Genomic DNA, 23,113 nt, shown 5'->3' on the forward strand with positions numbered 1-23,113 from the left:
AATCAACAATAAAAGTTGATTTTGGAGTTATTATTTGTTAGCTTCACTTTTTTTCGGTACCTTGCAACTAGAACTAGATGGTGTTGACCACGGTAAAATTTTATCAATTCCCTCTTTATTTATTGAAGTGCACCGTTTAAAATCTGCAATAACTTGTTTATCCGGAGGACTAATCACTGAAGGTAATGAATCCATTTTAAAAAATTTCAATTCCATAACTTCCGATAGATCTTCTTTTAATTCACCACTATATTCATCACAAATATATGTACTAGTAACATTATAAACCTCGTCACCATGCGGATATTTATAGTAAAGATTTTCTCCAGAATAAACATTAAATAATTGCAGTTTTTTTGTAATTAGTCCTGTTTCTTCTGCTAATTCCCGTCTTGCTGCATCTTCTAATTTTTCTCCTAATTCTAATGACCCGCCAGGTAATCCCCAACATTGGTTATCTGTTCTTAGTTGAAGTAATAGTTGTTTATCTTTATTTACGACCAGTACACTGGCGCCTACCATTAATAGTGGCCTAGTGCCTACTATCTTTCTCAAATCCATAATATATCCCAAGTCTATCACTCCTATATTTCCATTGCCTTATCATTATTCTTTATCAACTATCTTATACTTCAATCGATTTATCATCTAACATTAATATCTCTTCGCATAGTAAACCATAGTTAAAAATACGGATGATATATATACCGTCATCATGATTGAGAGTAGATTGTATGCTTCTATTTGTAAGTTACTAACTGGATTAAAGACTATCATTAATATTACAACTACTGCTATAAGGATAAAATAATTCACATAAATGGATCGCTCTCTTATTTTTTGTGCTCGTTCATCTTTTGCAGCAAGATGTTGCACTAAGAAAGCTAAGCAGAAACACATAATGCTAATAGCAATTAACATTAGTGAAGATGGAAATTTATTTACACTTAATGAAACACCATTCATAAATAAAGCCAGAACACCAAATATAATGCCCATAATGATATAGCCCATCTGTGTTTGTTTCATTCGTCTTCATTCCTTCCAATTTAAAATTAAAGTCTATTGGGATTCTCAATGTTTAATGCAATTGCTAATAAAAAATTGGTTATATTAACCATAATACCCATCATTATATTGTAAAGCAAGCTTTACAATTGAATATTCCGTAACTTATATATTCAAAACTGAAATACTGCTTGCTCTTTCATAAATACCGTAATACTTCTATCAATATAATTTTCACTCAACAAAATTTCACTTTAATTGATCCGTAATGACTTAAAGCGTGTCAGTATTAGTGCTTTCCATCAATAATTATAAAAACAATACTAAACGCCTTAATTAATGAACAAACAAAAAGAGTATGTTTTAAATTTCACTTAAAACATACTCTTTTCTTTTAAATTGAATGAGTTTATTATTTCTTTTTTAATTTGCCATCAGCTTTCTTTTTATTCTCAGCAGCTCTGAATTTAACTATCTCACTTACTAATTCATAAGGAATCGGCTTTTCTAGTGGAAACTGCACTGCTCCCTTTGAACTTTTATAATCCGATAATTCATGTTCAAAAGCAACAATCCCGCTAGAAGTTGGATAAAATCCTATATGTTTTTTATAGGCAGCAAAATGTACCAGATTGCCATGTAAAGCAAAGGTAGGCATTTGATAACTAATTTTTTCTTCTGCCTCCGGTACTGCATCTTTTATAACTTTTCTTATCGTTTTTAGTTTTTCCTGAACCTCATGAGGAAATTGTAAAATGTATTCATCAATTGAATTAGACTTATTGTTCCCCTCCATGATTTCTCCTTTCATACTCAGCTATCCTTAAAATCAACTTTGTACTCTTTTATATATTTTAAAAAATTAGATGTTACTATTATATTACAAACACTGTTAGATTAAAGGTTCATTGACAGGCGATTTATTAAAAATTTAGTAGCCTTTCGCGTAATGCAGTATAATTTTGCTTAAATATTTTCATTCCCTCTCCTCCTTTATTATTATTGTAAAGAAGGAGAGGTATAAATTAAATTTATAAAAAACTAATGATACTCGTTGGTTTTGCTTATGACACTTGAATAAATTGAAATTAGTTACCCAAGGTCATACTCACTATTATTCAAAGATTTGTTTTCAATGCAATTCTTAATTTTAGAAATAAAATCATCAAGCTGGACTTCCAATGAATTCTCCTGACCATATTGTCTTAAGTTAACAGATTTATTTTCCATCTCATTATCCCCCACAATAAGTATAAATGGAATTTTCTTCATTTGAGCTTCACGTATTTTATACCCTAATTTTTCTTCACGTAAATCAAGATTGACTCTGATTTCCTCTTGTTTTAAGCGCCTAGTAACTTCTTCAACATACTCTTTATGCATTGAGTTTGATACGGGTATCACTTGAACTTGAATAGGTGATAGCCAAATAGGGAATGCACCACCAAAGTGTTCAATCAATATTCCAAGGAAACGATCAATTGATCCAAATACTGCTCGGTGAATCACGACTGGCCTTACCTTCTGATTTTGTTCATCAATATATGTTAAATCAAACTTCTCTGGTAGTTGGAAATCAAGTTGAACTGTTGCACATTGATGGCTACGTTTAATCGCATCTTTAATATGAATATCAATCTTAGGTCCATAAAACGCACCGTCTCCCTCATTGATTTTGTATGGATAGCCAAGGTTTTTTAATACTCTTTCAAGAGATGCTTCTGCCTGATCCCATAATTGCACACTTCCCATAAAATCTTCTGGACGTGTTGATAATTCAATGTCATATTCAAAACCAAATGTTTTGTATACACGATCAATTAAACGTAAGGCTAGTAAAATTTCATTTTCAATTTGATCCGGTCTGACAAAAATATGTGCATCATCTTGGCAGAATGTTCGAACACGTAATAAACCATTTAATGCTCCACTAAATTCATGTCGATGCACTTGACCAAATTCAGCCATTCGAATCGGAAGTTCACGATATGACCGACGTTTATCTTTGAAAATCAGCATATGTCCCGGACAATTCATTGGTTTCAAAGCAAATTCTTGATCATCTACCTCTGTAAAATACATGTTTTCTTTGTAATGATCCCAATGTCCGGATTGCTCCCATAATCTTTTATTCATCATAAATGGCGTGCGTACTTCTTGATAATCATATTGATGCTGAAGCTTACGTAAAAACACTTCTAATTCATTTCGAATAATTTGCCCATTAGCAAGGTAAAATGGCATACCTGGTGCTTCCTCAGAGAACATAAATAACTCTAATTCATTCCCTAGTTTACGATGATTTCTTTTTTGCGCTTCCTCTACAAAATGAAAATATTCTTCCATCTTTTCTTTTGTAGCAAAGGCCACACCATATATACGTTGTAGTACTTTATTGTTACTATCCCCTCGCCAATATGCCCCTGAAATATGTGTTAATTTAAATGCTTTAATAAATCGAGTTGCTGGTAAATGCGGACCTCGACACAAATCTACAAATTCTCCTTGGCGATATACTGTTACTATTTCATCTTGAGGAATGTCTTCTAATAGCTCTAGCTTTAATGGATCTTTTTGAAAAAGTTTTTTCGCCTCTTCACGTGACAATTCAACACGTGCAATCTCTATGTTTTCAGCGATTATTTTAGACATTTCTTTCTCTATTTTCGCTAAATCCTGCACTGTAATAATACATTCCATATCAACATCATAATAAAAACCATTGTCAATCACTGGCCCTACTCCTAAGTTCACATCACCATACAATCGTCTAATTGCTTGAGCTAATACATGAGCTGAAGTATGCCTCATAATCTCTATACCAGCTGTTGACTCTAAATCAAATAACTCCACTTCTGCATCATGTGTAATATTACGATTCAAATCATATCGTGTGCCATTGACTTCTCCCGCCACCGATTTCTTTTTTAGACTAGAACTAATAGAACTAGCAATTTCACCTAATGATACTCCCTGCACATACTGCTTTTGATGTCCATCTGGAAACTTAATCAAAACTTCCTTTTGACTCATAACACTTCACTCCTATTTTTTTATAAAATAAAAACACGCACACATCCCTATATAAAGGGACGAGTGCGTGTCATATACCCGTGGTTCCACCCAAATTCCCATCTCATAACTCAATAAGTTACATATTGATGGCTTTGTGTAAGCTTTATCGTTGCTTCTACGGTACTGATTACTCTTTTTCACCAATACTGCTCCAAGGTGGTAAATAATTCATCCGCATTAGGAAGTTTTCAGCCTTGCCTTCCCTCTCTGTAAAGCGGTTAGAATTACTCGTGTCCTTATCATTGCATTCTATATTTTTTTTAAAAAACAAAAAACACACTCATCCCTCATGAAGGGACGAGTGTGTATAATACCCGTGGTTCCACCCAAATTTCCATCTCATAACTCAATAAGTTACATATTGATGGCTTTGTGTAAGCATTATCGTTGCTTCTACGGTACTGATTACTCTTTTTTCACCAATACTGCTCCAAGGTGGTAAATAATTCATCCGTATTAGGAAGTTTCCAGCCTAGCCTTCCCTCTCTATAAACCGTTATGAAATACTCATATCCTTGTCATTGCATTCATTATTATAATTTTTACCACTATATAGTATTATTTCCCATTAGTCAATAGAAATTTATTTATTTTTCACGAATTTTTCAATAAAATCCATCGGTTATTTAATCAAAAAGTGGTAATTCTTCTAAGAAAATAATATCCTCGCGTTTAGCCGCATCTCCTTCTGCTAAGATGGCCGCTTTTGCTACTACATTTCCTCCAGCTAATTCAACAAGTTCTTCTAATGCTCTTAAAGACTCCCCGGTGCTAATCACATCATCAATAATCGCAACGCGTTTTCCCTTAATCTCTAGCGCGTCTTTTTGATCAAAGCACAATGTTTGTTTTGCTTGTGTTGTAATCGAATGCACTTCATTCATCAATGGATTTTGCATATATGGTTTAACTGTTTTTCGTGCAACATAATAAGCTGATAATCCTAATTGATTAGTAACTTCATAAGCTAATGGAATCCCCTTTGCTTCAGCTGTTACAATAACATCCACCTCAGGAAGCTTGTCTACTAATAATGGTGAAGCTTCTCTTAAAAGTTCTGCATCACCTAAAATAACAAAGCTAGCAATACTTAAATTTTCTGTTAATCGAATGATTGGTAAATCTCTTTCTAAACCTGCTACTTGTAAAGTGTATGTGTTCGTCATTTTAATAGCTCCTTATATTAAAATATAGATAATAAAAATTCAATAATCAATCCTGAAAGCATACCTAAAAACGGATCAGATATGGCTGTAACAACCATCGTCATACCACCAACAATAGCAGAATCCCCGCCACCAGCAAATGCAGCTGTCGCATTACCTGGTAAAGTGACAATTGCACCTAGAACGAATAAAAAGCCAGCAATTGTTGAACTCGGAATAAAACGGCCAATTTTCGGCAGTAGACCACATAATAAAATAACACCCATCATAACCATCATCAAAACACCTGCAAACACCGCATGTGGCGCACTTGCAGTAGCAGAAATTACAACTTCAACTGGTGCCCCGCCAAATAAGGCAGATACCATATCTGCAACGCTACTAATAACCGTTAAATGATCGACATTAACCTCTTGATTTGCTAATGCACCATTAATTTTACCAAATGCGATATTGGCACCAATATTTAACGTAACCATCGCAAGTGCTCCGCGAATAACTGAAACATTAAGCGTTAACTTTTGTAAAACGAATTTTTCTTTCACTGGTTGTTGTGTTGTCTTTTCCTGTTGCGTAAAATGACCAACAACACTTGAAATAATAACTGAGAAAAGAATGGTATAGACTAGATCTTTTGTAACCATATATGTAATGATTGCAACGACAAAAGAAGAGATCCCAACTGCTTTATGATTTTTCGTCATATCAAGGGATACTTTCACGAGCATGATGCCAACACCAGCCATCATACCATTTGTTATAACTGGTCCGATAAAATCAACAATTTTTTCTAGAAAACCAAATAATCCAATAACAGTCATTAAAGCTGCTCCGAAGAAGATCATCGATAAGCGCTCGCGCATATTTTTCCCCATAGTTCCAGCTACAGTAATCGTCTCTGCCTGATAAGATATTACTGGAATAGAGCCTGTAGCCGAGTTACCAATTGCTCCGATAAAGAATGCCAAGGCTGTTGGTACAGATGCAAAACCAAATGATAATGCAAGTAATCCTTGCGGTAAACCGTTTAGCAACACACCTAATGCTGCTAGAATATCCTTCATAAAATCCACTTTTTTCACCTTTTCCGATAAAAATTTCCAACAAAAAAGGTATTCAGTAAAATTCCGCTTACTAAATACCTGCCCAGACGTACGACGAATTTCTATATGCTCCCTCATGGTAATCCATGCTACGCCAGTTACATATAGATTGGAATATCCATTATTTTATCGCTAACACACGAATAATACAACATATTTTATTATGAAATAAATGTAATTACCATTAAATCACGAACGTTATTCAACATTTATATTATTAATTATACAAAACACGAACGTTTTAATATAATAATCCTTTTTTTGGATATTAACCGTATTTTTCATTATAACTAATCATTTAATCCATTATCCTCTAAGTAACCCTCTTTACTACCATACACTTTGACAATATGTTCCTCGCCCCAATTACAAAGTGAAGTCAGTATAGGTTCTAAACTTTTACCGTAATCGCTTAGCTCATATTCTACTTTTGGTGGTAGTTCATGATATAGAATACGGTTAATGACACCATCATTTTCTAATTCACGTAATTGCTGAGTTAACATTTTTTGCGAAATATTTGGCATCAGTCGTTTCAATTCACTTGTACGTTTTTTTCCATGAGTGAGATGACATAAAATCACACATTTCCATTTTCCTCCGATAACTTCAAGTGTTGCTTCAACTGATATATTGTATTTTTTCTTCGTTTCCATCATTAATAACCTCTTTTCATTTAAAAGAACATTTGTTCGCAGTTACTAAAAGGTTCCTATATAACAAAAAAGTACGTACTTCCCTTTCTGTTCTGCATGCTCCATAATAACATTTGTTCCGGAACATTTGGCAAGTAATTGCACACTGATTAAAAGAAGGAGATTCTATGAAAGAACAGCAACAAAATAATACAAAGGCTCTGCTTGCACTGGCAGTGACTGCTTTTGCCATTGGGACAACAGAATTTATAAGCGTTGGTTTACTACCAATGATTGCAGCCGATTTACAAACTTCACTTCAAGTAACTGGTTTGACCGTGTCTATTTATGCGATTGGTGTAATGATCGGGGCGCCTGTACTGACATCTCTACTAGCCCATATTCCTCGAAAGAAACTTTTACTAGGGATTATGCTAATTTTCATCATTGGCAATAGTATAGCCATGTTTTCTACAACTATCGGCATATTACTTGTAGCGAGACTAGTTTCTGCTTTAGCTCATGGTGTATTTATGTCAATTGGATCTACAATTGCTGCTAGTCTTGTACCAGCAAATCGTCGAGCAAGTGCGATAGCGATTATGTTCACTGGATTAACTGTAGCTACAATAACAGGTGTTCCTTTCGGTACATTAATTGGACAACAATTCGGATGGCGCATGGCATTTGCATTTATAGTCGTTATTGGTATTCTCGCACTAATTGCCAATATGGTTTTAATACCTTCTTCTATCCAAAAAGGTACCAAAATCGGTTTTGGTGAACAACTTAAGCTAGTAAAAAACGGCCGATTATTGCTAGTGTTCATCATTACTGCACTAGGTTACGGTGGTACATTTGTCGTCTTTACGTATCTATCACCATTATTGCAAGAAGTGAGTGGTTTTTCGGCAAAAACCGTGACTCTAATTATTTTATTCTATGGTGTTACAGTTGCCATTGGTAATACTATTGGTGGTAAACTAGCTAATAACAATCCAATTCGTGCATTATTTTATATGTTCGTGATTCAAGCGATTGTGTTATTTGTTCTTTACTTTACCGTACCATTTAAAATAGCTGGTCTAATTACGATTTTATTTATGGGGCTCTTTGCATTTATGAATGTCCCAGGGCTTCAAACTTATGTCGTGATATTGGCTGAGCGTTTTGTCCCTAGCGCTGTAGATGTCGCTTCTGCTATTAATATTGCTGCTTTCAATGCTGGAATTGCGATTGGATCATATGCAGGAGGCGTTATCGCCAAGTCAATGGGATTAATCCATACAACATGGATTGCAGGAATTATGGTAACAGGAGCTGTCATTTTAGCAGCAATCTGTGTCAAACAAGAAAAAACTGAGGAGAGTGTTCAAAATGAACTTACAAACAACAACATTAAATAATGGAATCAAAATGCCAGTCTTAGGCTACGGTGTTTTCCGTGTAGAAAATGGTGCAGAACTTGCAGAAGCTGTTAAAACAGCTATAAAAAAAGGCTACCGTAGTATTGATACTGCACAAATTTATGGCAATGAAGAAATGGTAGGACAAGGTATTAAAGAGGCAATTGCTGAGGGTTTAGTTACTCGTGAGGAATTATTTATCACATCAAAAGTTTGGAATGCTGGCTTAAATTATGAAGCTGCACTTGCTGCATACGATGACAGTTTATCAAAAATGGGATTAGATTATTTAGATTTATACTTAATCCACTGGCCTGGTCATGATCAATATTTGGATGCATATAAAGCACTTGAAACGATCTATAAAGAGGGTCGAGTTCGTTCAATCGGCGTAAGTAACTTCCAAGTTCACCACTTAGAAAATCTACTTAAAGAAACAGAAATCAAACCAGTTATCAATCAAATTGAATTCCACCCACGTCTTACACAACAAGAGGTGCGTAATTATTGCATGGAGCACGATATCCAAGTTGAAGCATGGTCTCCACTAATGAACGGAGAACTGTTAAAAGATGAAACTATACAAAGTATTGCTGCTAAACATAATAAAACAGCTGCTCAAATCGTCTTAAAATGGGATATACAACATCAAGTTGTAACAATTCCAAAAACAATGACTGAGTCACGTATGGAAGAAAATATTAATGTCTTTGACTTTGAACTAACTACTGAAGAAATGGCTCAAATTGATGGATTAAATGAGAATTTCCGCTGTGGTCCAAACCCAGATGAATTTAATTTTTAATATAGGCTAATCATATATAACCCCAGACGAGTATTTATACTCATCTGGGGTTGTTTTTTTATTAAGACTGTTAGTGATCTACTTTTTTATTACCAATCAATTTATATTAAAAGATTATATTTTTGCATTATTCCCTATTCAATTTGCTAGAAAATTCACCTATAAACTAATACTGAAATTTGACTCTTAATGACGCACTTATTGTAATTTGCCCTTGTTCGATTGGGGTGGAGATATTCTGCTCAGCCATGGCAACAGTTTTATATAATACAGGGCCCGCATTACTCTCTTCTACAATCTCTATCGGTTGTGGAAGCATTGGTAATCGCATGGTCTCGGCTATTGTTTTTGCTTTCATTTGGGCATCATGGAGAGCTATACTTAGCGCTTGTTGATAATAAAATTCTCCATTTTCAATTTTAAACTGAATTCCTGAAACGCGATTTGCACCATTTTTTACAGCTGTATCAATGACAGTGCCCACTTGACTTGTATCTTTTACTTTAACATTAAGAGCATTAGTCACTTCATAACCTCTAAAAACCTGTTTTCCTTCGATGTAATCATAGTTTGGCACAATATTATAGGCAGCAGTTTGAATATTCTCCCTTGGAATGTTAAGTGACAAAATAGATTGTATTACACGATTCATGATATTTGCATTTTCCTGTTGCGCTTTACTTACATCTTTTCCTTCTGTGATCACTTCTATTTGAAGTTCCACATAACTTGGTTGAACGGCAACTTTCCCGTTACCCGTGACTGTTATAACACGAAATGAGTTACATGATAGTTGATGAGCATTTGGATTAAACACTGAATTCCACCTTCCGTTTTGTTCATATTATTAATCCTATGCTTTGTACATTGAAAACTTGTTAATCGAATTCAAATAGATAACTTGAAGTAGGTTCTATTATATTTTTTAATGCTACAGTAAAAGGTAGACATAATTAACAATTTCACTTCACTCAAGAAATCTTTTAATCTAAAAGAAAATACTAATCACTTAAGTAGTAGAAAAAAGACCATTTGAATAGTCCCTATCAAATGGCCAATTAGAATCGATATACAATTAATACTCATCATATTCTATACTAAATCTCTCAACATTATGATTTTCTAATTTAAAGAATATATCTTGAGATACTTCTAATTTTAAAGCTTGGGTTTTTTCTAAATTGGTGTATACTCCTCTTAATATTCTACCTGTTAACCCATGTGATACAGCGATAATTTTCTCACGACCTTCAATACTTTTTAGCCAATCTGCTACTCTTTCCTCAACAGAAGTATAACTTTCTCCATTAGGTGAATTAAAAAACCAATTGTAGTGATCTGTATGTTTTAGAAGTTTCGGCCATTTTTCTTCAATTTCTTTCATTGTTAAGCCCGCCCAAGAGCCAACAGATACCTCCCTTAAGCGATTATCCTTCTCTACCTTAGTTACATCAAATCCTAATGTATTACAGATAATCTCAGAACTTTGCATAGCTCTACCTAAAGGGCTCGATATAATAGCCCACTTTTTTGGATCTCCAATATACATCTTTAACAATCTAGCAATACTATTTACTTGGGCAATTCCATCATCTGTTAATGGTGAATCCAGTTCACCTTGATACCTACCTTGCGAATTAAAGACAGTTTCTCCATGTCGGAGTAAATAAATCGTTTGATTCAAAGTATGATCACCCCTTAGTTATAATAAATGTCAGTTTTAATTAATATACTACTAGATAGTTCTAGTATTTAGAAAAACCTCTCAGTTGTGCATTTCATAGATCTGCTTCTCAATAATTTTTGAATTTACCAAAACTATCTATTCTATTTCTAAGATAAAAAACACAATACTTTCATTGCGGAATTCATCATTTTCAATATGATAAGTATAAGCTCAACATGCTCTATACCATGGTTTGTTAATGAACTTAACATTTTAAACTGATATTAACCAATTTAACTTAGTCCAACCTATTGACATTATATCAGACAATTCGTATTATTTAGCATACTAATCTCATCACTGTCTTTATGTAGCATTTCATATTTTTTTATATAAAACTGATAATTCTATGGTTATTAACTAGAAATGAGTTGAAGTTCTTAATGAAAAAGGTTCACTATAGCTGGATTATTCTACCAGTTACATTCTTATCTATTATTGTTGCAGGTATCATTAGATCCTCATCAGGTGTTTTTATAGATCCTTTTGAGCTTGAGTTTGGCTGGAGTCGCCCTGCCATTTCCTTTGCCTTCGCAGTGAGCTTATTTTTATATGGCTTCTCGGGACCTTTTATGGCAGCGTTTGTAGAGGTTTTTGGTTTAAAACGAATGATGCTCTATTCAATGCTAACATTGTCAACTGGTCTTGCATTGACTTTAGTTATGCAATCACAATGGCAATTAATACTGATTTGGGGTGTCATGATCGGTATTGGTTCTGGATTATTCTTAACCGTACTCAGTACACAAATTGCAAATCGCTGGTTTGTGAAACACCGTGGTCTCGCAGTTGGCATTTTAACGGCAAGTACAGCAACTGGACAATTAATATTATTACCTGTATTAGCTACAATCATTGACCAATATTCTTGGCGTTACGCCACAGGACTTATCTTTATTCTTAGTCTATTAATCTTATTATTAATCCTTCTGTTTATGAAGGACTTCCCCCAAGACAAGGGACTTCTACCGTATGGGCAGGAGGGTAATGATCAATCTGCTGAACAACCTATTCTTAGGCAAAATCCATTTAAATTAGCACTAGGTACACTTATGGAAGGCTTGAGACTAAAAGAATTTTGGCTACTTGCAGGAAGTTTCTTCATATGTGGTTTATCTACTAGCGGTTTAATTGGAACTCATTTCATCTCCTATTGCATAGGGTTTGGAATCCCTGTTGTAACAGCCGCGGCAATGCTCTCATTTATGGGGGTATTCGACTTAGTGGGAACAACCTTATCTGGCTGGTTATCTGATCGAATTGATAATCGTTGGCTGCTATTTTGGTATTACGTGCTTCGTGGAATATCCCTACTGTTTTTACCGTTTGCTTTAGCTCAAGGTTCTTACTTATGGCTAGTTATTTTTTCTATTTTCTATGGTTTAGATTGGATTGCCACTGTCCCACCTACTATTGGATTGGCAAGACGGGAATTTGGTCTTAAGAAAAGCACCTTAATGTATGGCTGGATCATGGCTGCTCATCAAGTTGGCGCAGGGGTTGCAGCATTTGGTGGTGGAGTTATTTTCAAAGTATTTGGTTCCTATCAATGGGCTTTTATTTTAGCTGGTAGTATGTGTGTGTTAGCTAGTTTATTCGTCATCATGTTGAAAAAACATCAACCTAAATTAGAAGAGATATAACCCGTTATACAGCATATTTTTTCATATTTCAATTAAAGTTCAATGCCATAAAAGTGTCTTAGAGGGATAGAGACTGTCCCTAAGATATAGACAAATAAAAAAGCATCTTCGATTGAATTCAGGTATAGATACCAAAATTCATTTCGGAGGTGCTTTTTCTATGATCACAAAAGTGAGTTATTCATACAAAGTGAATATGTAAGCTATTGAGATTGTGCGCTAATAGACATGATCTCTAAGCTAACTATATTGATTGTAATTTATTAAGATAGTTATAGCTTAAGAAGTATCCCCCCAATTTATAGCTATCAGGGGGATACATTATATTAATTGGTTAACCTAACATGAAATTCATAATTTTGCCGATTGGTATTAAATCACTTTGCAATATCTACAATTCGTCCTTCTGTAGTTGGGTTAATTTCTTTTAGTGATGTTAACTGCTCCGCTAAGTTTTCCCAATCCGAAAGACCTAGGTCTGTTACTCGACCTTCTGCATATGCTTTGGCAAAAATGTCGTAGCCGTCTCCACCTTTGGCAGTAAAGGCATTAGTTGCTACAGTGTAGTTTTCACCGTCTTGAATTGCAATGTAATTGCCGCTTGCATCTTTGTATTTAATGGAAACTACACGTTGACCAACTGGCTTGCTTGAGTCAAATTCTACTTTAGCACCAGATACATGAAGGAAGCCGCCACTTTCTGCTGGATATTCTTTAAAACTCGTTTCGAATCCTAGTTTTAAATCTGCACCTGTTAAAGTCATTGTTGCTAATGTATTACCAAATGGTAGTACTGTAATCACTTCGCCGACAGTAATTTCACCTGCATCAATACCAGCTCGAATACCACCACCGTTTTGAAGCGCCATAATAACATCTTTATTCTTAGTCTTAGCTTTACTTAGCATACCGTCAGTAATGATGTTACCAAGTGCAGTTTCATTGCTACGTACACTAATCTTATCAGTTGCTGAATTATCTTTTCTTGGGTTTTCTAGTGCACTTTTTGCTACTGCTCCGATAGCTTTACTGTTTACTTCTGCAACTTTATCAGAATATGGTTTTAATATAGCAACCGCTTCTGGATCATCTGTTAAAGTTTTTAATGCAATAAGCTCGCCATCAGATTTCACTACTGTACCTTTAGTATCAAACTCTACATCCAACGTACCTAAAAAATCGCTATATTGGTATGCTTGGACGATAACAGTTGGATCTTTTTTCTGCTTGTTGCTATCTTGGTCTACAATAACTGGTTTCTTTAATTCTGTATGGCTATGTCCACCAACGATAACGTCAATGCCTTTTACAGTTGCAGCTAATGTTAAATCATTGTCTACCGCTGCATTATCATCATATCCAATATGTGAAAGCGCAATAACTTTATCAACGCCTTGACCTTCAAAGGCTTTTACTGCTTTTTCAGCCTCTGTAATATAATTTTCAAACGCTATACTTCCTGGACTCGCAATATCTACTGTTTCTTCAGTTGTTAATCCAAAAATGCCGACTTTTTCGCCATTTATTACTTTAACAATACCATTGTAAATCTTTCCTTTTTCAGGTTCACTTGAAATTAAATCTGTAAATAGACCTGTAAAACGCGCATCTGCTGAGAAATTTACATTGGCACTAATGAATGGGAAGTTTGCTCCTTTAATAAAATCTGCTAAAGCTTGATGCCCTTCTGGACTTGAACCTAAATCGAACTCGTGATTTCCAAAAGTCATAGCATCATAGCCCATTAAATTCATCAGTTTTAAGTCTGCTTGTCCTCTGAATTCATTGAAATATAGAGTTCCACTAAATACATCACCTGCGTCTAGTAATAATGCATCTGGATTTTTTGCTCTAATATTTTTGATAGCTGTTGTTCTTTTTGCCGCATTGTCTAAATGAGCATGCGTATCATTCGTGTGCATGATTGATAATGCAAAATTCTTCTCTACGCCATCAACTACATTAATTTCTTTGCCATCCGGAGTTGTGATTTTACCGTTCGCAATTGTAGAATCTTTGTACCAAACGTTATTGTATTGAATGACCCCTGCATTTAACTTTTCACCGTTGAATAATTTTCCATTATAAAGTGCTAAACCCACATTTAACTTACCTTTTACAAAGTAACGACCTGTTTTTTCTGAGATACCTGTAAACGCTTTTCCTTTTACATAATAAGAACGTTTTGCTCCATCACCATACCAACCTGTGCTGAGTTTACCATTTTTAAAGTATCGACCTGTATTGGCACCGATTCCTGTAAATGGTTTTCCTTTCACATAATAGATGTGAGCACTATCTTTTCCATACCATCCTGTCGCTACTTTCCCATTTTTATAATAGGTATTGCTTTTCACCCCTGTAAAAGCCTTCCCCTTTGAATAATAGACACCTTTATATTTAGCAGTGCCCTTCTTTCCGTTTTTATAATAAATACCGCCTTTTAATCCTGTATAAAGTTTGCCATCTTTGTAGAGTTTACTATTAAATTGCTTATACCCTTTTACAGTTTTACCTGTTTTCTTGACTACTAATTTACTATTAGAAACTTGATATTTTGAAGACGCAGCATCTACTGATTCCGACGTAGCAAGAGATCCTATTAAAACTGTTGCTCCTAATATTAATGATGCAGCCGGTTTTACAAACTTATAATTACGTTTTTCCATTTAAACATCCCCTTAAATTATCCTTATATTGGTTTTGTGCAATCCAAAATAGATGACTCTACCTTCTATCATTATATATAAATTCATATAATTCTGTTACCTAAAATACATAATATTCTTAAATTTTTATCAAATTTACATTTTTCTATAAAATATGACTTTTAATATGACAACTTTGTTCATATAAGTTCAAACATAAGATACCAAATTGCAGCTCTTTTTTAAATTAGTAGTTTAATAATTCGCTAAGTAGTATTAGTATTATTTTTTCTTAAAGGTTGTTTAACTGCTCCATTTAGGAAAAAACTATCAAAAATCATTCGAATATATCAGAAACTAAACAACCAGTCGCCGGTACAATACCGACAACTGGTTGGGTGAATGCTTTTATATTTCAGTCTTATATACTGGGTCAGTTCCGTAACAACTACTATTCAAGACACTTTTTAATTTTTTTCTTAAATTGATTTAACTTTCTCTTTGATTTGTAAGAGCACCAGCTGTAATCGGTTCTAATCGACGAGTATTAATTAATTTAATCATTGATTTTAATCTCGAGGTAGATTGGTTTAAATCATCACTTTGATCTTTGGTAGACTCCTTATCCGAACTACAAGCAACCAATATAAACACAGACAGAATAAAAAATGTAATTAATAGATACGATTTCTTTAGATGTTTAACAATCAAATTTCTCCCCCCTTAGTCCACCTTTGGAATTTGTCTATATCCGCATTTAATCCTTACAATTGTTCCTTCTTCATCTCTTTTAAAACGCAGTATCATATTCGAGTCTTTTATGTGTACTAAAAAGGTATCTTCAGCAATTAATTTTATTATTGTTTGAATTCCATCTACATTTATATGAAGTTTTCCTTCTTCAATATGAAGTTTCACTTTCGAACCTTCACCTGATACAAATTCACCCTCAAATTCATTTAACTTTTCAGCTGATACGTCAATTTCTTTCAAGCTAAAATGACAATCATGTATAGATCTACCTAGTTGTTCTGCAAATGCACTATATAATAGTTGCGTAGAAGGCACTCCTGCTAAGTTAGTAAATGATACTCCTGCTAAACCTAATTCTGGAATCATATTCAATTGAGCTGCTACTCCTTTAATGGAGCCTCCATGTTCTATCAATCGATAGCCAAAATAGTCAGGTGTTATCATTAAACCGTATCCGTAATATTTCTCATGATCACATTGGATATAAGGTGTTGTCATTAATTCAACGCTCTTTGGAGTCAGTATTTGTACTGAACCTACTTTTCCATTGTTTCTAAAAATTTCAGAATATTTAATCATATCGTTTATAGTAGATTTCAAGAATCCTGCGGCACGCATAGCCGGCGCATCCCAAGGATTATTAGATTCAAACACAATCGTTTCTTCTTCTTTTTTTCGTGAATTATAAATGGTAGCAACATCCTCGTGTCCTTTTAATTCTTCATAATGAAATACACTTCGGTGCATACCTGCCGGGCCTAAAATATATTCTTTCATATACTGTTCGTAACTGATTCCACTGACTCGTTCGATAATAGTACCTAAAAGGGCATAACAATCATTTGAATAGCTAAACTCTGTACCTGGAGCACCTAGTAGTGTAAAATCTGCATTCGCGATATCTTTCATTAGTTCCTCATATGTTTCAATAGAAGGTATCTTTGATAAATCCATTGCTGGCTTTCCCTCTTCTTCAAATGTTGGATCCAGCAACATACTCGTACGCATTGCACCTATTAATGCGGCTAAAGGTGGTATTCCTGCAGAATGAGTCATAAAGTGATGAATCGTCATTTGTTTCGTATATTCTTCATTATTAGTTTTAAATTCTGGTAAATATTGCACAACAGCATCGTGAACAGACAGCTTTCCAGCCTCTTGTAGCTGGAGAATAGCCACGCATGTAAATGATTTCGTTACTGAACCAATTCCAAATACAGTATCAGATGATAGAGGAAGCTCTTTTTCTATATTTCGATAACCAAAATCATTTTCATAAAATAATTGACCCTCTTTCGCTAAGCCCATTGCAAAGCCTGGAATTTGATATTTCTTCGTAATTTCACCTGCATACTGATTGAATTCCTTCATCATTGTTTCTTGTTTCATATCGTCCATCTCTCCATTTCTGAATTTCCTGATTTTTAAAACTAAAAAATATATCTATTAAAATTTATCTTAAGAATAATTGCAATACTTAAATCTAATCATTCGTTTTATCCTTTAAAGATTCGAAGGAAATTCCCTCCTAATAATGCTTCAATCTCATTTCCTTTATAGCCTCGATCTATAAGTCCTTCGATAAATAGAGGAATCTCTTGATGACCTGAAATGACATCGAATGGCTTACGTGGTATATTCGCCAAATCAGCTGGTGACATATATTTAATTAAATCTTCACAAAGATCTAACCCGATTCCAACATGCTGAATACCTGCAACTTTTACTAGATGATCGACATGATTGATGAGATACTCTATATTACAATTGGTATCCTCATCAGCAACTAGTAAGCTAGCTGCATTTACTCCAATCACACCATTTTTTGAGGCTATAGCTAGAATCTGTTCGTCCGTTAGATTTCGCATCGTCGAACAAAGTGAGCGAGCATTTGAATGTGATGCAATGATTGGTTTTTTGCTTATTTCCATCACATCCCAGAATCCTTCATCATTTAAATGTGATACATCAATTGTTATACCTAGTTTTTCTGCTTCTTCAATCACCTTAACTCCAAAACTTGTGATGCCTCCTTTTCTTCCTTCACGAATTGGCTGAAAGAAACTCCCATCCCCAACGGCATTTCTTCTACTCCAAACTAACCCGAGATTCCGTACACCTAATTCGTAAAATACTCTTAATAGACTAAGATCCGTTCCTATTGGCTCTGCCCCTTCAATAGACAATAAGAAACCGATTTTCCCCATTTGTTTAGCTCGTTCCATATCCTCTCCGTTATAGCAAATCATCAATTTTTCTGGAGATTCTTGCACCTCTTCATATAAATAACTTATCTGCCCCAGTGCTTTTCGAAGGCCCATTTCTGGAAGAAAACTACTGTCAACATATAGAGCAGCTACAATGATATTTACTCCACCCGCTGCTAAACGTTCATAATAATCCGTTTCAATAACCTTTCTTCTACCTTTTTCACGTTGAATCTGTACATCAGATAATAAATCAGAATGTCCATCAACAACTAACGGACTATTCTGATTTTTTTGCACAAAAAATTGATTCTCCATTTTTCTCACCCCCCAATAATCATTGATTCATTTACAGTAAATTATATTTCTGTTGTTTTCTGATTAATGTATTGATTTAGAACTATCGAATCTTGTCATAAGTTCTTTACTTTTTAAAAAGCATAATGAGAATAAACATATTTATTTTGTTTTAAATGACGAGAGGTATATCCTACAACTATTTGCAAAATTGTTGTTTTGGGGGATTACAGCCCGACATCAATGATTTATGACTTCAACGAAACCTTATTGCTTTTCGTAACTATTTTCTTTTCTACCCGGTACGATTCAAGAACTTCACGATTTAATTCATAGCCTATACCTGGCCTATCTGGTATCGTGATCATGCCATTTTCGACGATGACTTCTGGCTCAATGATATCCTTTTCCCAATATCTATCTGAAGATGCTGTATCACCTGGTAAAACAAATTGAGATAGACTTGTTAGCGCAATATTATGGGCCCGGCCAATACCAGATTCAAGCATTCCTCCACACCAAACAGGGATTCCTTTCTCAAGACAATAGTTGTGAATTTTTAACGATTCAGTTAATCCTCCAACACGGCCGATTTTAATATTAATAATCTTACAACTACCTAACTCTATAGCTTTTCTAGCATCCTCTAATGAATGAATACTTTCATCCAAACAAATAGGAGTGGATAACTGCGATTGTAATTTTGCATGATCGATAATGTCATCATGCTCTAACGGCTGTTCAATCATCATTAAATCTAATTCATCAAGTCTTTTTAACAGTTCCATATCCTTCAGCGTATAAGCTGAATTTGCATCTGCCATCATATCTAAATCAGGAAAATGTTTTCTAACTTCTTTCAAAACGTCGTAATCCCAACCAGGCTTTATTTTAATTTTGATTCGTTTATAACCTTCATCTACATGATTACTTATAATTTCTAAAAGCTCTTTTACAGAGGATTGAATGCCTATACTGATTCCAACTTCTATCTGCTTCTTTTCTCCACCAAGGGCATTTGCCAATGTTAGATTGCTACGTTTCGCAAATAAATCCCAAACCGCTCCCTCTAATGCAGATTTCGCCATATTATTTCTTCGAATAGCCCCAAACCTCTCTGATACTTCATCTGGATGAGCGATAGGATCCTTAAATAGCAAGGGAATTAGAATATCTCTCATCATGTGTTCATTTGTTTTTACAGTCTCCTCACTATACCAAGGACTTGCAAAAGCGACGGATTCACCAAAACCAGAGAGGCCATGTTCATCAACCATTTCGATGACAAAAAATTCTCTCTCCTGAAATGTACCAAAGCTTGTGGTAAATGGTTCCTTTAATTTCATTACAAGTCGATGTAGGCAAACTTCTTGAATATCAATTGGACTATAGATCATAATTTTCCCTCCTCATTTCCCACTAAAGATAAACTATTACGTTTTCGAAACACATAATAACTCACCTTTTCTTTTGAATTACGTTTTACATCCACTGCTACGTAGTCATTCAAACACAATTCTTGAAACCATTTTCTCGTTTTATAGCGCCAATCCAATGCAAGACTTGGCTGTTGTTGCTTCATTTGTTGGAAATTCTCTGGTATTGGAATTAAGATTATATCTTTCTTTTTATTTTTTATTGGCTCTATCTCAGAGCTAATAATCGGAAACTGCCTCTTTTTGAGCTCTGTTTCAATCAACGGTTCATAGCTTTGGACTTCATCATTCTTTTGTTCACCCTGGATGTGATCACTACGAATCCACCACTCTACTAAAAATCTGTCAGTAGGAATTCCTTTATTAAGAGGATCTTCCATCATTCCGTAATGATTTTCCAAATAGGAGGCTGCAATCCCTTTTAACTTATGTAGATTCAAGTAAGCATTCACGCTTTCTAGAGGGTCGTATGTCCAAACAATTAATGAATAGCCCATTTCAAGTGCCCATTCCTTCTGAGCAGCTTTTAGTTTTTCTCCTAATCCACCTTTTTGATAAGTAGGTAAAACACCGAGCATATGAGAGCATAAATATGCTTTGCCATTCTTAAATCCTGGGAAGCTATATTGATAGCCTACTAATTCATCATTATCATAAGCGCCTAGGATCATTCCACCATTCTTCGATGCTGTATACGTTTGGTGTATTGGTATAACTGGCATTTTCCAAACCTTCTCTTCAATTTGCTGTGTGGCTCTTATCTCTTCGATATCTACTAATCTCTTAATCTGTAACATTCTACACCTCACCTATTTTTCTATATAAACACCAGCAAAGTTTTATATCATTCTCCAAAAAAACGGTTTAATTGTAGCTCTTCGTATACTTTAGTTCTTTTTGCAAACTGTTCTGAATTTTTCACTGCTACAGCACCAACTATAGCGTTCATCAGCGAAAACACTGCCGGTGCGACATCTAATGTAGATTTAATTGGTAGTTGTACAGTAAATAAGATATCCGCATGTTCTCGAATTGGGGCAACCTCTGAATCAGTAATACCAATTACAAACGCACCTTGACGCTTTGCTTCTTTCGCCATATTGATTGTTTCCAAAGCATAACGATGAAATGAAAATGCAACAAACGTGCTTCTCTCATTCATTTCACTAATACGTAACATAATATCATCTGTATCAGGTCGGAATAATCTTACATTTCCACGCATTAAATCGAGAGTAAACGAAAACCACTGTGCCATTGCATGAGATGATCGAACACCTGATACAAGAACTCTTTCTGATTGAGCTAAATGGTCAACTACTTTTGTAAAATCACCTACATTTAGCCTTTCAGCTGTTTGCAATATCAACTCAGCATCTTTTATCATCATTTTCTTTGAAAATTCTTGATCCATCTTAGTGGAATTTTTCATAAAGTGGAATTCAAATAAACTACTTTTTTTATTGAGCAGTTGTTCTTGAACATCCTTTTGCAAAGCGCTGTATCCACTATATCCAAGTGCGTGACAAAATCGAATAACCGTAGTTTCACTGACATTAATCTCCTGTCCTACTTGAACACCTGAGTTCATCGCAAACGCCTCTGGATTTGCAAGAAAATGCTTTGCTACCATCTTTAAACCTTTTGAAAATTCATCATATTTTGATTGAACCTTAGACTTTAATTCATCCATTTATCTATCTCCTGTTTCTCGAAGGATTTCCTTTTTTTTCATCATAATGAAGTTTATTCTTCTTTTCAATTAAAATTACAATAAATTCCGAAAATTATAAATTAATTTACCCATTGATTTAGAAATGATTTATTTCAATCGTATACAAATTTATCTTCATCCATCTTAAAACATACAATGCATTCAAGGTTTCATTTGAAATAGAGATTTACGGCTAAATAAAATAAAAAATTGAACGTATTCATAAAAAAAGTGTCTATAAAAGGAATGACCTTCCTTCTAAAGACACTTTAATTTATCATGTTCAATTACATCGCGAGGTTTTCCTGAAGAATACAGATGTTTAATAATATTGCTGGCATTAAAATTTAACACGTCTGTATTTTTTCCTCTATTCAAAAATTAAAAGCAATTACCTCTTATCATTTTAAATGATTCACTGAGATAATTGCTTCTATATTTAATAACTCTTATCCACGGTGGAACATCCCTATAACTTCTTTTGTCTCTGTGATGTTCACAAACGCATTTGGATCAACTTCAGTAATCATTTCTTTAACTTCTGATAATTGATAACGAGTGATAACAGTAATAAGGACTTTTCTACCTTCACCAGTATAAGCTCCCTCACCATCCATAATTGTAACTCCGCGATATAGATTCGCAAGTAATTTCTCTTTCACTTCGTCACCTTTACCCGTAATAATCATCAGAGTTAGTTTAATGTGATTCGTATGAATCGTATCAATAACTTTACCCGTCGCATAAATCGCTACAAGCGTGTATAAAGCTGCATCCCAGCTAAATACAAAGCCAGAAATCACTACAACGATCGCGTTCATCGCAGAAATCATCGCCCCAAGAGGAAAATCTCTTTTCTTATTTAGAAGCATCGCAATAATATCAAAGCCACCTGATGATCCTGAAGCTTTAAAAATTATCCCAATACCAATTCCTGTAATAACTCCACCAAACAGTGATGCAAGAAGGGGCTCATGTGTTACTTGATAAACAGGAATTACATACAAACTAACTGAAAGTACTAGTACTGAAAGAATCGTATATCCAATAAACCGTTTACCTAATTTCATTACACCTATAATAAGTAAAGGAAGATTTAATAAAAAGTTTAAAATACCTGTATTGAAAGGCGTTACTAGACCAAGCATGATAGCAATTCCACTTAATCCACTGCTAAGAATTTCATGAGGAATCAACAAAAAGTTATAAGCAAATCCCACTAAAATAGAACCTATTGTAATTATAAAAATATTGCGCATAGCTACTCTCCCTACCAAATAATCCTGTGCTACTATTTTTTTATTCTTTTTTAAAAATTCACACAACATCTCATACTAACGCTTCCGAATCTTAACTCGGTGACCATGTCATAAGCACAATTGAATTATATTATAGTTGAGTTTTAACGATTAAAAAATTTAATAGTTTTTTCTGAAAAATAGGAATAACTATAACCCAGCAGTAACAACATGAATTATTCACAAATATAAA

20 protein-coding genes, 1 riboswitch and 1 other annotated feature are annotated in these 23,113 nt (G+C 34.4%); of the genes, 3 read left to right on the forward strand and 17 right to left on the reverse strand.

Translation table 11 applies throughout. From position 1 onward, the window contains the following. Positions 1-30 precede the first annotated feature (30 nt). From MKY02_RS14560 to MKY02_RS14590, 7 genes are all read right to left on the reverse strand, one after another. On the reverse strand, positions 31-573 hold the full coding sequence (locus tag MKY02_RS14560; RefSeq protein ID WP_076033937.1) for an NUDIX hydrolase: 543 nt from the start codon (positions 571-573) through the stop codon (positions 31-33). An 81-nt stretch (positions 574-654) separates the two neighbouring features. Beyond that, positions 655-1,029 carry a hypothetical protein gene (locus MKY02_RS14565; RefSeq protein WP_038190204.1) on the reverse strand — a complete coding sequence of 125 codons (375 nt, stop codon included), beginning with the start codon at positions 1,027-1,029 and terminating at the stop codon, positions 655-657. 391 nt (positions 1,030-1,420) lie between these two features. Then, on the reverse strand, positions 1,421-1,804 hold the full coding sequence (locus MKY02_RS14570; RefSeq protein WP_038191111.1) for an iron chaperone: 384 nt from the start codon (positions 1,802-1,804) through the stop codon (positions 1,421-1,423). Between the two features lie 296 nt (positions 1,805-2,100). Then, a complete protein-coding gene (gene thrS / locus MKY02_RS14575) occupies positions 2,101-4,041 on the reverse strand; it encodes a threonine--tRNA ligase (protein ID WP_076033938.1) in 1,941 nt (646 codons plus the stop codon). A gap of 332 nt (positions 4,042-4,373) precedes the next feature. Further along, positions 4,374-4,614, reverse strand: a binding site (T-box leader). Positions 4,615-4,709: 95 nt separating this feature from the next. Beyond that, positions 4,710-5,249 carry a phosphoribosyltransferase family protein gene (locus tag MKY02_RS14580; protein ID WP_038190213.1) on the reverse strand — a complete coding sequence of 180 codons (540 nt, stop codon included), beginning with the start codon at positions 5,247-5,249 and terminating at the stop codon, positions 4,710-4,712. A gap of 17 nt (positions 5,250-5,266) precedes the next feature. Further along, positions 5,267-6,313, reverse strand: a complete 1,047-nt coding sequence (locus MKY02_RS14585; protein ID WP_038191113.1) for a solute carrier family 23 protein — start codon at positions 6,311-6,313, stop codon at positions 5,267-5,269. 73 nt (positions 6,314-6,386) lie between these two features. Then, positions 6,387-6,464, reverse strand: a riboswitch (ZMP/ZTP riboswitch). Between the two features lie 178 nt (positions 6,465-6,642). Then, complete coding sequence (locus MKY02_RS14590; RefSeq protein ID WP_038191115.1) at positions 6,643-7,008, reverse strand: winged helix-turn-helix transcriptional regulator; 366 nt, start codon at positions 7,006-7,008, stop codon at positions 6,643-6,645. Between the two features lie 167 nt (positions 7,009-7,175). On the opposite strand from MKY02_RS14590, the gene MKY02_RS14595 reads away from it, so the two are divergent. Together MKY02_RS14595 and MKY02_RS14600 are read left to right on the forward strand one after the other, a co-directional pair. Next, positions 7,176-8,393 (forward strand): MFS transporter, encoded by a 1,218-nt coding sequence (locus tag MKY02_RS14595; protein ID WP_051448839.1) that lies wholly within the window; start codon positions 7,176-7,178, stop codon positions 8,391-8,393. Continuing rightward, a complete protein-coding gene (locus MKY02_RS14600) occupies positions 8,365-9,198 on the forward strand; it encodes an aldo/keto reductase (protein WP_076033939.1) in 834 nt (277 codons plus the stop codon). Before MKY02_RS14595 ends, MKY02_RS14600 begins: the two co-directional genes overlap by 29 nt. 166 nt (positions 9,199-9,364) lie before the next feature. Here MKY02_RS14600 and MKY02_RS14605 read toward each other — a convergent pair whose 3' ends face one another. Together MKY02_RS14605 and MKY02_RS14610 are read right to left on the reverse strand one after the other, a co-directional pair. Further along, positions 9,365-10,015 (reverse strand): SIMPL domain-containing protein, encoded by a 651-nt coding sequence (locus MKY02_RS14605; protein ID WP_038190217.1) that lies wholly within the window; start codon positions 10,013-10,015, stop codon positions 9,365-9,367. Between the two features lie 258 nt (positions 10,016-10,273). Continuing rightward, on the reverse strand, positions 10,274-10,882 hold the full coding sequence (locus MKY02_RS14610; RefSeq protein WP_038190220.1) for a histidine phosphatase family protein: 609 nt from the start codon (positions 10,880-10,882) through the stop codon (positions 10,274-10,276). A 425-nt stretch (positions 10,883-11,307) separates the two neighbouring features. Here MKY02_RS14610 and MKY02_RS14615 point away from each other — a divergent pair, with 425 nt between their 5' ends. Further along, entirely contained in the window at positions 11,308-12,567 is a 1,260-nt protein-coding gene (locus tag MKY02_RS14615) for an MFS transporter (protein WP_076065135.1), read from the forward strand. A gap of 377 nt (positions 12,568-12,944) precedes the next feature. Here the strand turns inward: MKY02_RS14615 and MKY02_RS14620 are convergent, their stop codons facing one another. The 8 genes from MKY02_RS14620 to MKY02_RS14655 form a co-directional block, all read right to left on the reverse strand. Continuing rightward, positions 12,945-14,558: a bifunctional metallophosphatase/5'-nucleotidase gene (locus MKY02_RS14620; protein ID WP_235175784.1), complete on the reverse strand. Its 1,614-nt coding sequence runs from the start codon at positions 14,556-14,558 to the stop codon at positions 12,945-12,947. Between the two features lie 1,146 nt (positions 14,559-15,704). Continuing rightward, positions 15,705-15,926 carry a hypothetical protein gene (locus tag MKY02_RS14625; protein WP_340711434.1) on the reverse strand — a complete coding sequence of 74 codons (222 nt, stop codon included), beginning with the start codon at positions 15,924-15,926 and terminating at the stop codon, positions 15,705-15,707. A gap of 12 nt (positions 15,927-15,938) precedes the next feature. Beyond that, positions 15,939-17,357 (reverse strand): serine hydrolase domain-containing protein, encoded by a 1,419-nt coding sequence (locus MKY02_RS14630; RefSeq protein ID WP_076033942.1) that lies wholly within the window; start codon positions 17,355-17,357, stop codon positions 15,939-15,941. A 107-nt stretch (positions 17,358-17,464) separates the two neighbouring features. After that, positions 17,465-18,493 carry a dipeptidase gene (locus MKY02_RS14635; protein WP_340711436.1) on the reverse strand — a complete coding sequence of 343 codons (1,029 nt, stop codon included), beginning with the start codon at positions 18,491-18,493 and terminating at the stop codon, positions 17,465-17,467. A gap of 227 nt (positions 18,494-18,720) precedes the next feature. Then, positions 18,721-19,869 carry an o-succinylbenzoate synthase gene (gene menC / locus MKY02_RS14640; protein WP_445329612.1) on the reverse strand — a complete coding sequence of 383 codons (1,149 nt, stop codon included), beginning with the start codon at positions 19,867-19,869 and terminating at the stop codon, positions 18,721-18,723. After that, complete coding sequence (locus tag MKY02_RS14645) at positions 19,866-20,705, reverse strand: GNAT family N-acetyltransferase (protein WP_076065138.1); 840 nt, start codon at positions 20,703-20,705, stop codon at positions 19,866-19,868. Before MKY02_RS14645 ends, menC begins: the two co-directional genes overlap by 4 nt. A gap of 47 nt (positions 20,706-20,752) precedes the next feature. Beyond that, positions 20,753-21,601 (reverse strand): MurR/RpiR family transcriptional regulator, encoded by an 849-nt coding sequence (locus tag MKY02_RS14650; protein ID WP_076033944.1) that lies wholly within the window; start codon positions 21,599-21,601, stop codon positions 20,753-20,755. Positions 21,602-22,071: 470 nt separating this feature from the next. Next, on the reverse strand, positions 22,072-22,881 hold the full coding sequence (locus MKY02_RS14655) for a YitT family protein (protein ID WP_038190232.1): 810 nt from the start codon (positions 22,879-22,881) through the stop codon (positions 22,072-22,074). Between the last annotated feature and the right edge of the window lie 232 nt (positions 22,882-23,113).

Source organism: Viridibacillus sp. FSL R5-0888, assembly GCF_038009105.1.
GTDB lineage: Bacteria > Bacillota > Bacilli > Bacillales_A > Planococcaceae > Viridibacillus > Viridibacillus arenosi.

What these genes read in the sequence shown, in the direction of transcription:
- MKY02_RS14630 (WP_076033942.1), bottom strand. Translation starts at nt 17,357, where the DNA reads ATGAAACAAGAAACAATGATGAAGGAATTCAATCAGTATGCAGGTGAA.
- MKY02_RS14635 (WP_340711436.1), bottom strand. Translation starts at nt 18,493, where the DNA reads ATGGAGAATCAATTTTTTGTGCAAAAAAATCAGAATAGTCCGTTAGTT.
- MKY02_RS14585 (WP_038191113.1), bottom strand. Translation starts at nt 6,313, where the DNA reads ATGAAGGATATTCTAGCAGCATTAGGTGTGTTGCTAAACGGTTTACCG.
- MKY02_RS14590 (WP_038191115.1), bottom strand. Translation starts at nt 7,008, where the DNA reads ATGGAAACGAAGAAAAAATACAATATATCAGTTGAAGCAACACTTGAA.
- MKY02_RS14580 (WP_038190213.1), bottom strand. Translation starts at nt 5,249, where the DNA reads ATGACGAACACATACACTTTACAAGTAGCAGGTTTAGAAAGAGATTTA.
- MKY02_RS14595 (WP_051448839.1), top strand. Translation starts at nt 7,176, where the DNA reads ATGAAAGAACAGCAACAAAATAATACAAAGGCTCTGCTTGCACTGGCA.
- MKY02_RS14615 (WP_076065135.1), top strand. Translation starts at nt 11,308, where the DNA reads ATGAAAAAGGTTCACTATAGCTGGATTATTCTACCAGTTACATTCTTA.
- menC (WP_445329612.1), bottom strand. Translation starts at nt 19,869, where the DNA reads ATGATCTATAGTCCAATTGATATTCAAGAAGTTTGCCTACATCGACTT.
- MKY02_RS14645 (WP_076065138.1), bottom strand. Translation starts at nt 20,705, where the DNA reads ATGTTACAGATTAAGAGATTAGTAGATATCGAAGAGATAAGAGCCACA.
- MKY02_RS14600 (WP_076033939.1), top strand. Translation starts at nt 8,365, where the DNA reads ATGAACTTACAAACAACAACATTAAATAATGGAATCAAAATGCCAGTC.
- MKY02_RS14570 (WP_038191111.1), bottom strand. Translation starts at nt 1,804, where the DNA reads ATGGAGGGGAACAATAAGTCTAATTCAATTGATGAATACATTTTACAA.
- MKY02_RS14650 (WP_076033944.1), bottom strand. Translation starts at nt 21,601, where the DNA reads ATGGATGAATTAAAGTCTAAGGTTCAATCAAAATATGATGAATTTTCA.
- MKY02_RS14565 (WP_038190204.1), bottom strand. Translation starts at nt 1,029, where the DNA reads ATGAAACAAACACAGATGGGCTATATCATTATGGGCATTATATTTGGT.
- MKY02_RS14655 (WP_038190232.1), bottom strand. Translation starts at nt 22,881, where the DNA reads ATGCGCAATATTTTTATAATTACAATAGGTTCTATTTTAGTGGGATTT.
- thrS (WP_076033938.1), bottom strand. Translation starts at nt 4,041, where the DNA reads ATGAGTCAAAAGGAAGTTTTGATTAAGTTTCCAGATGGACATCAAAAG.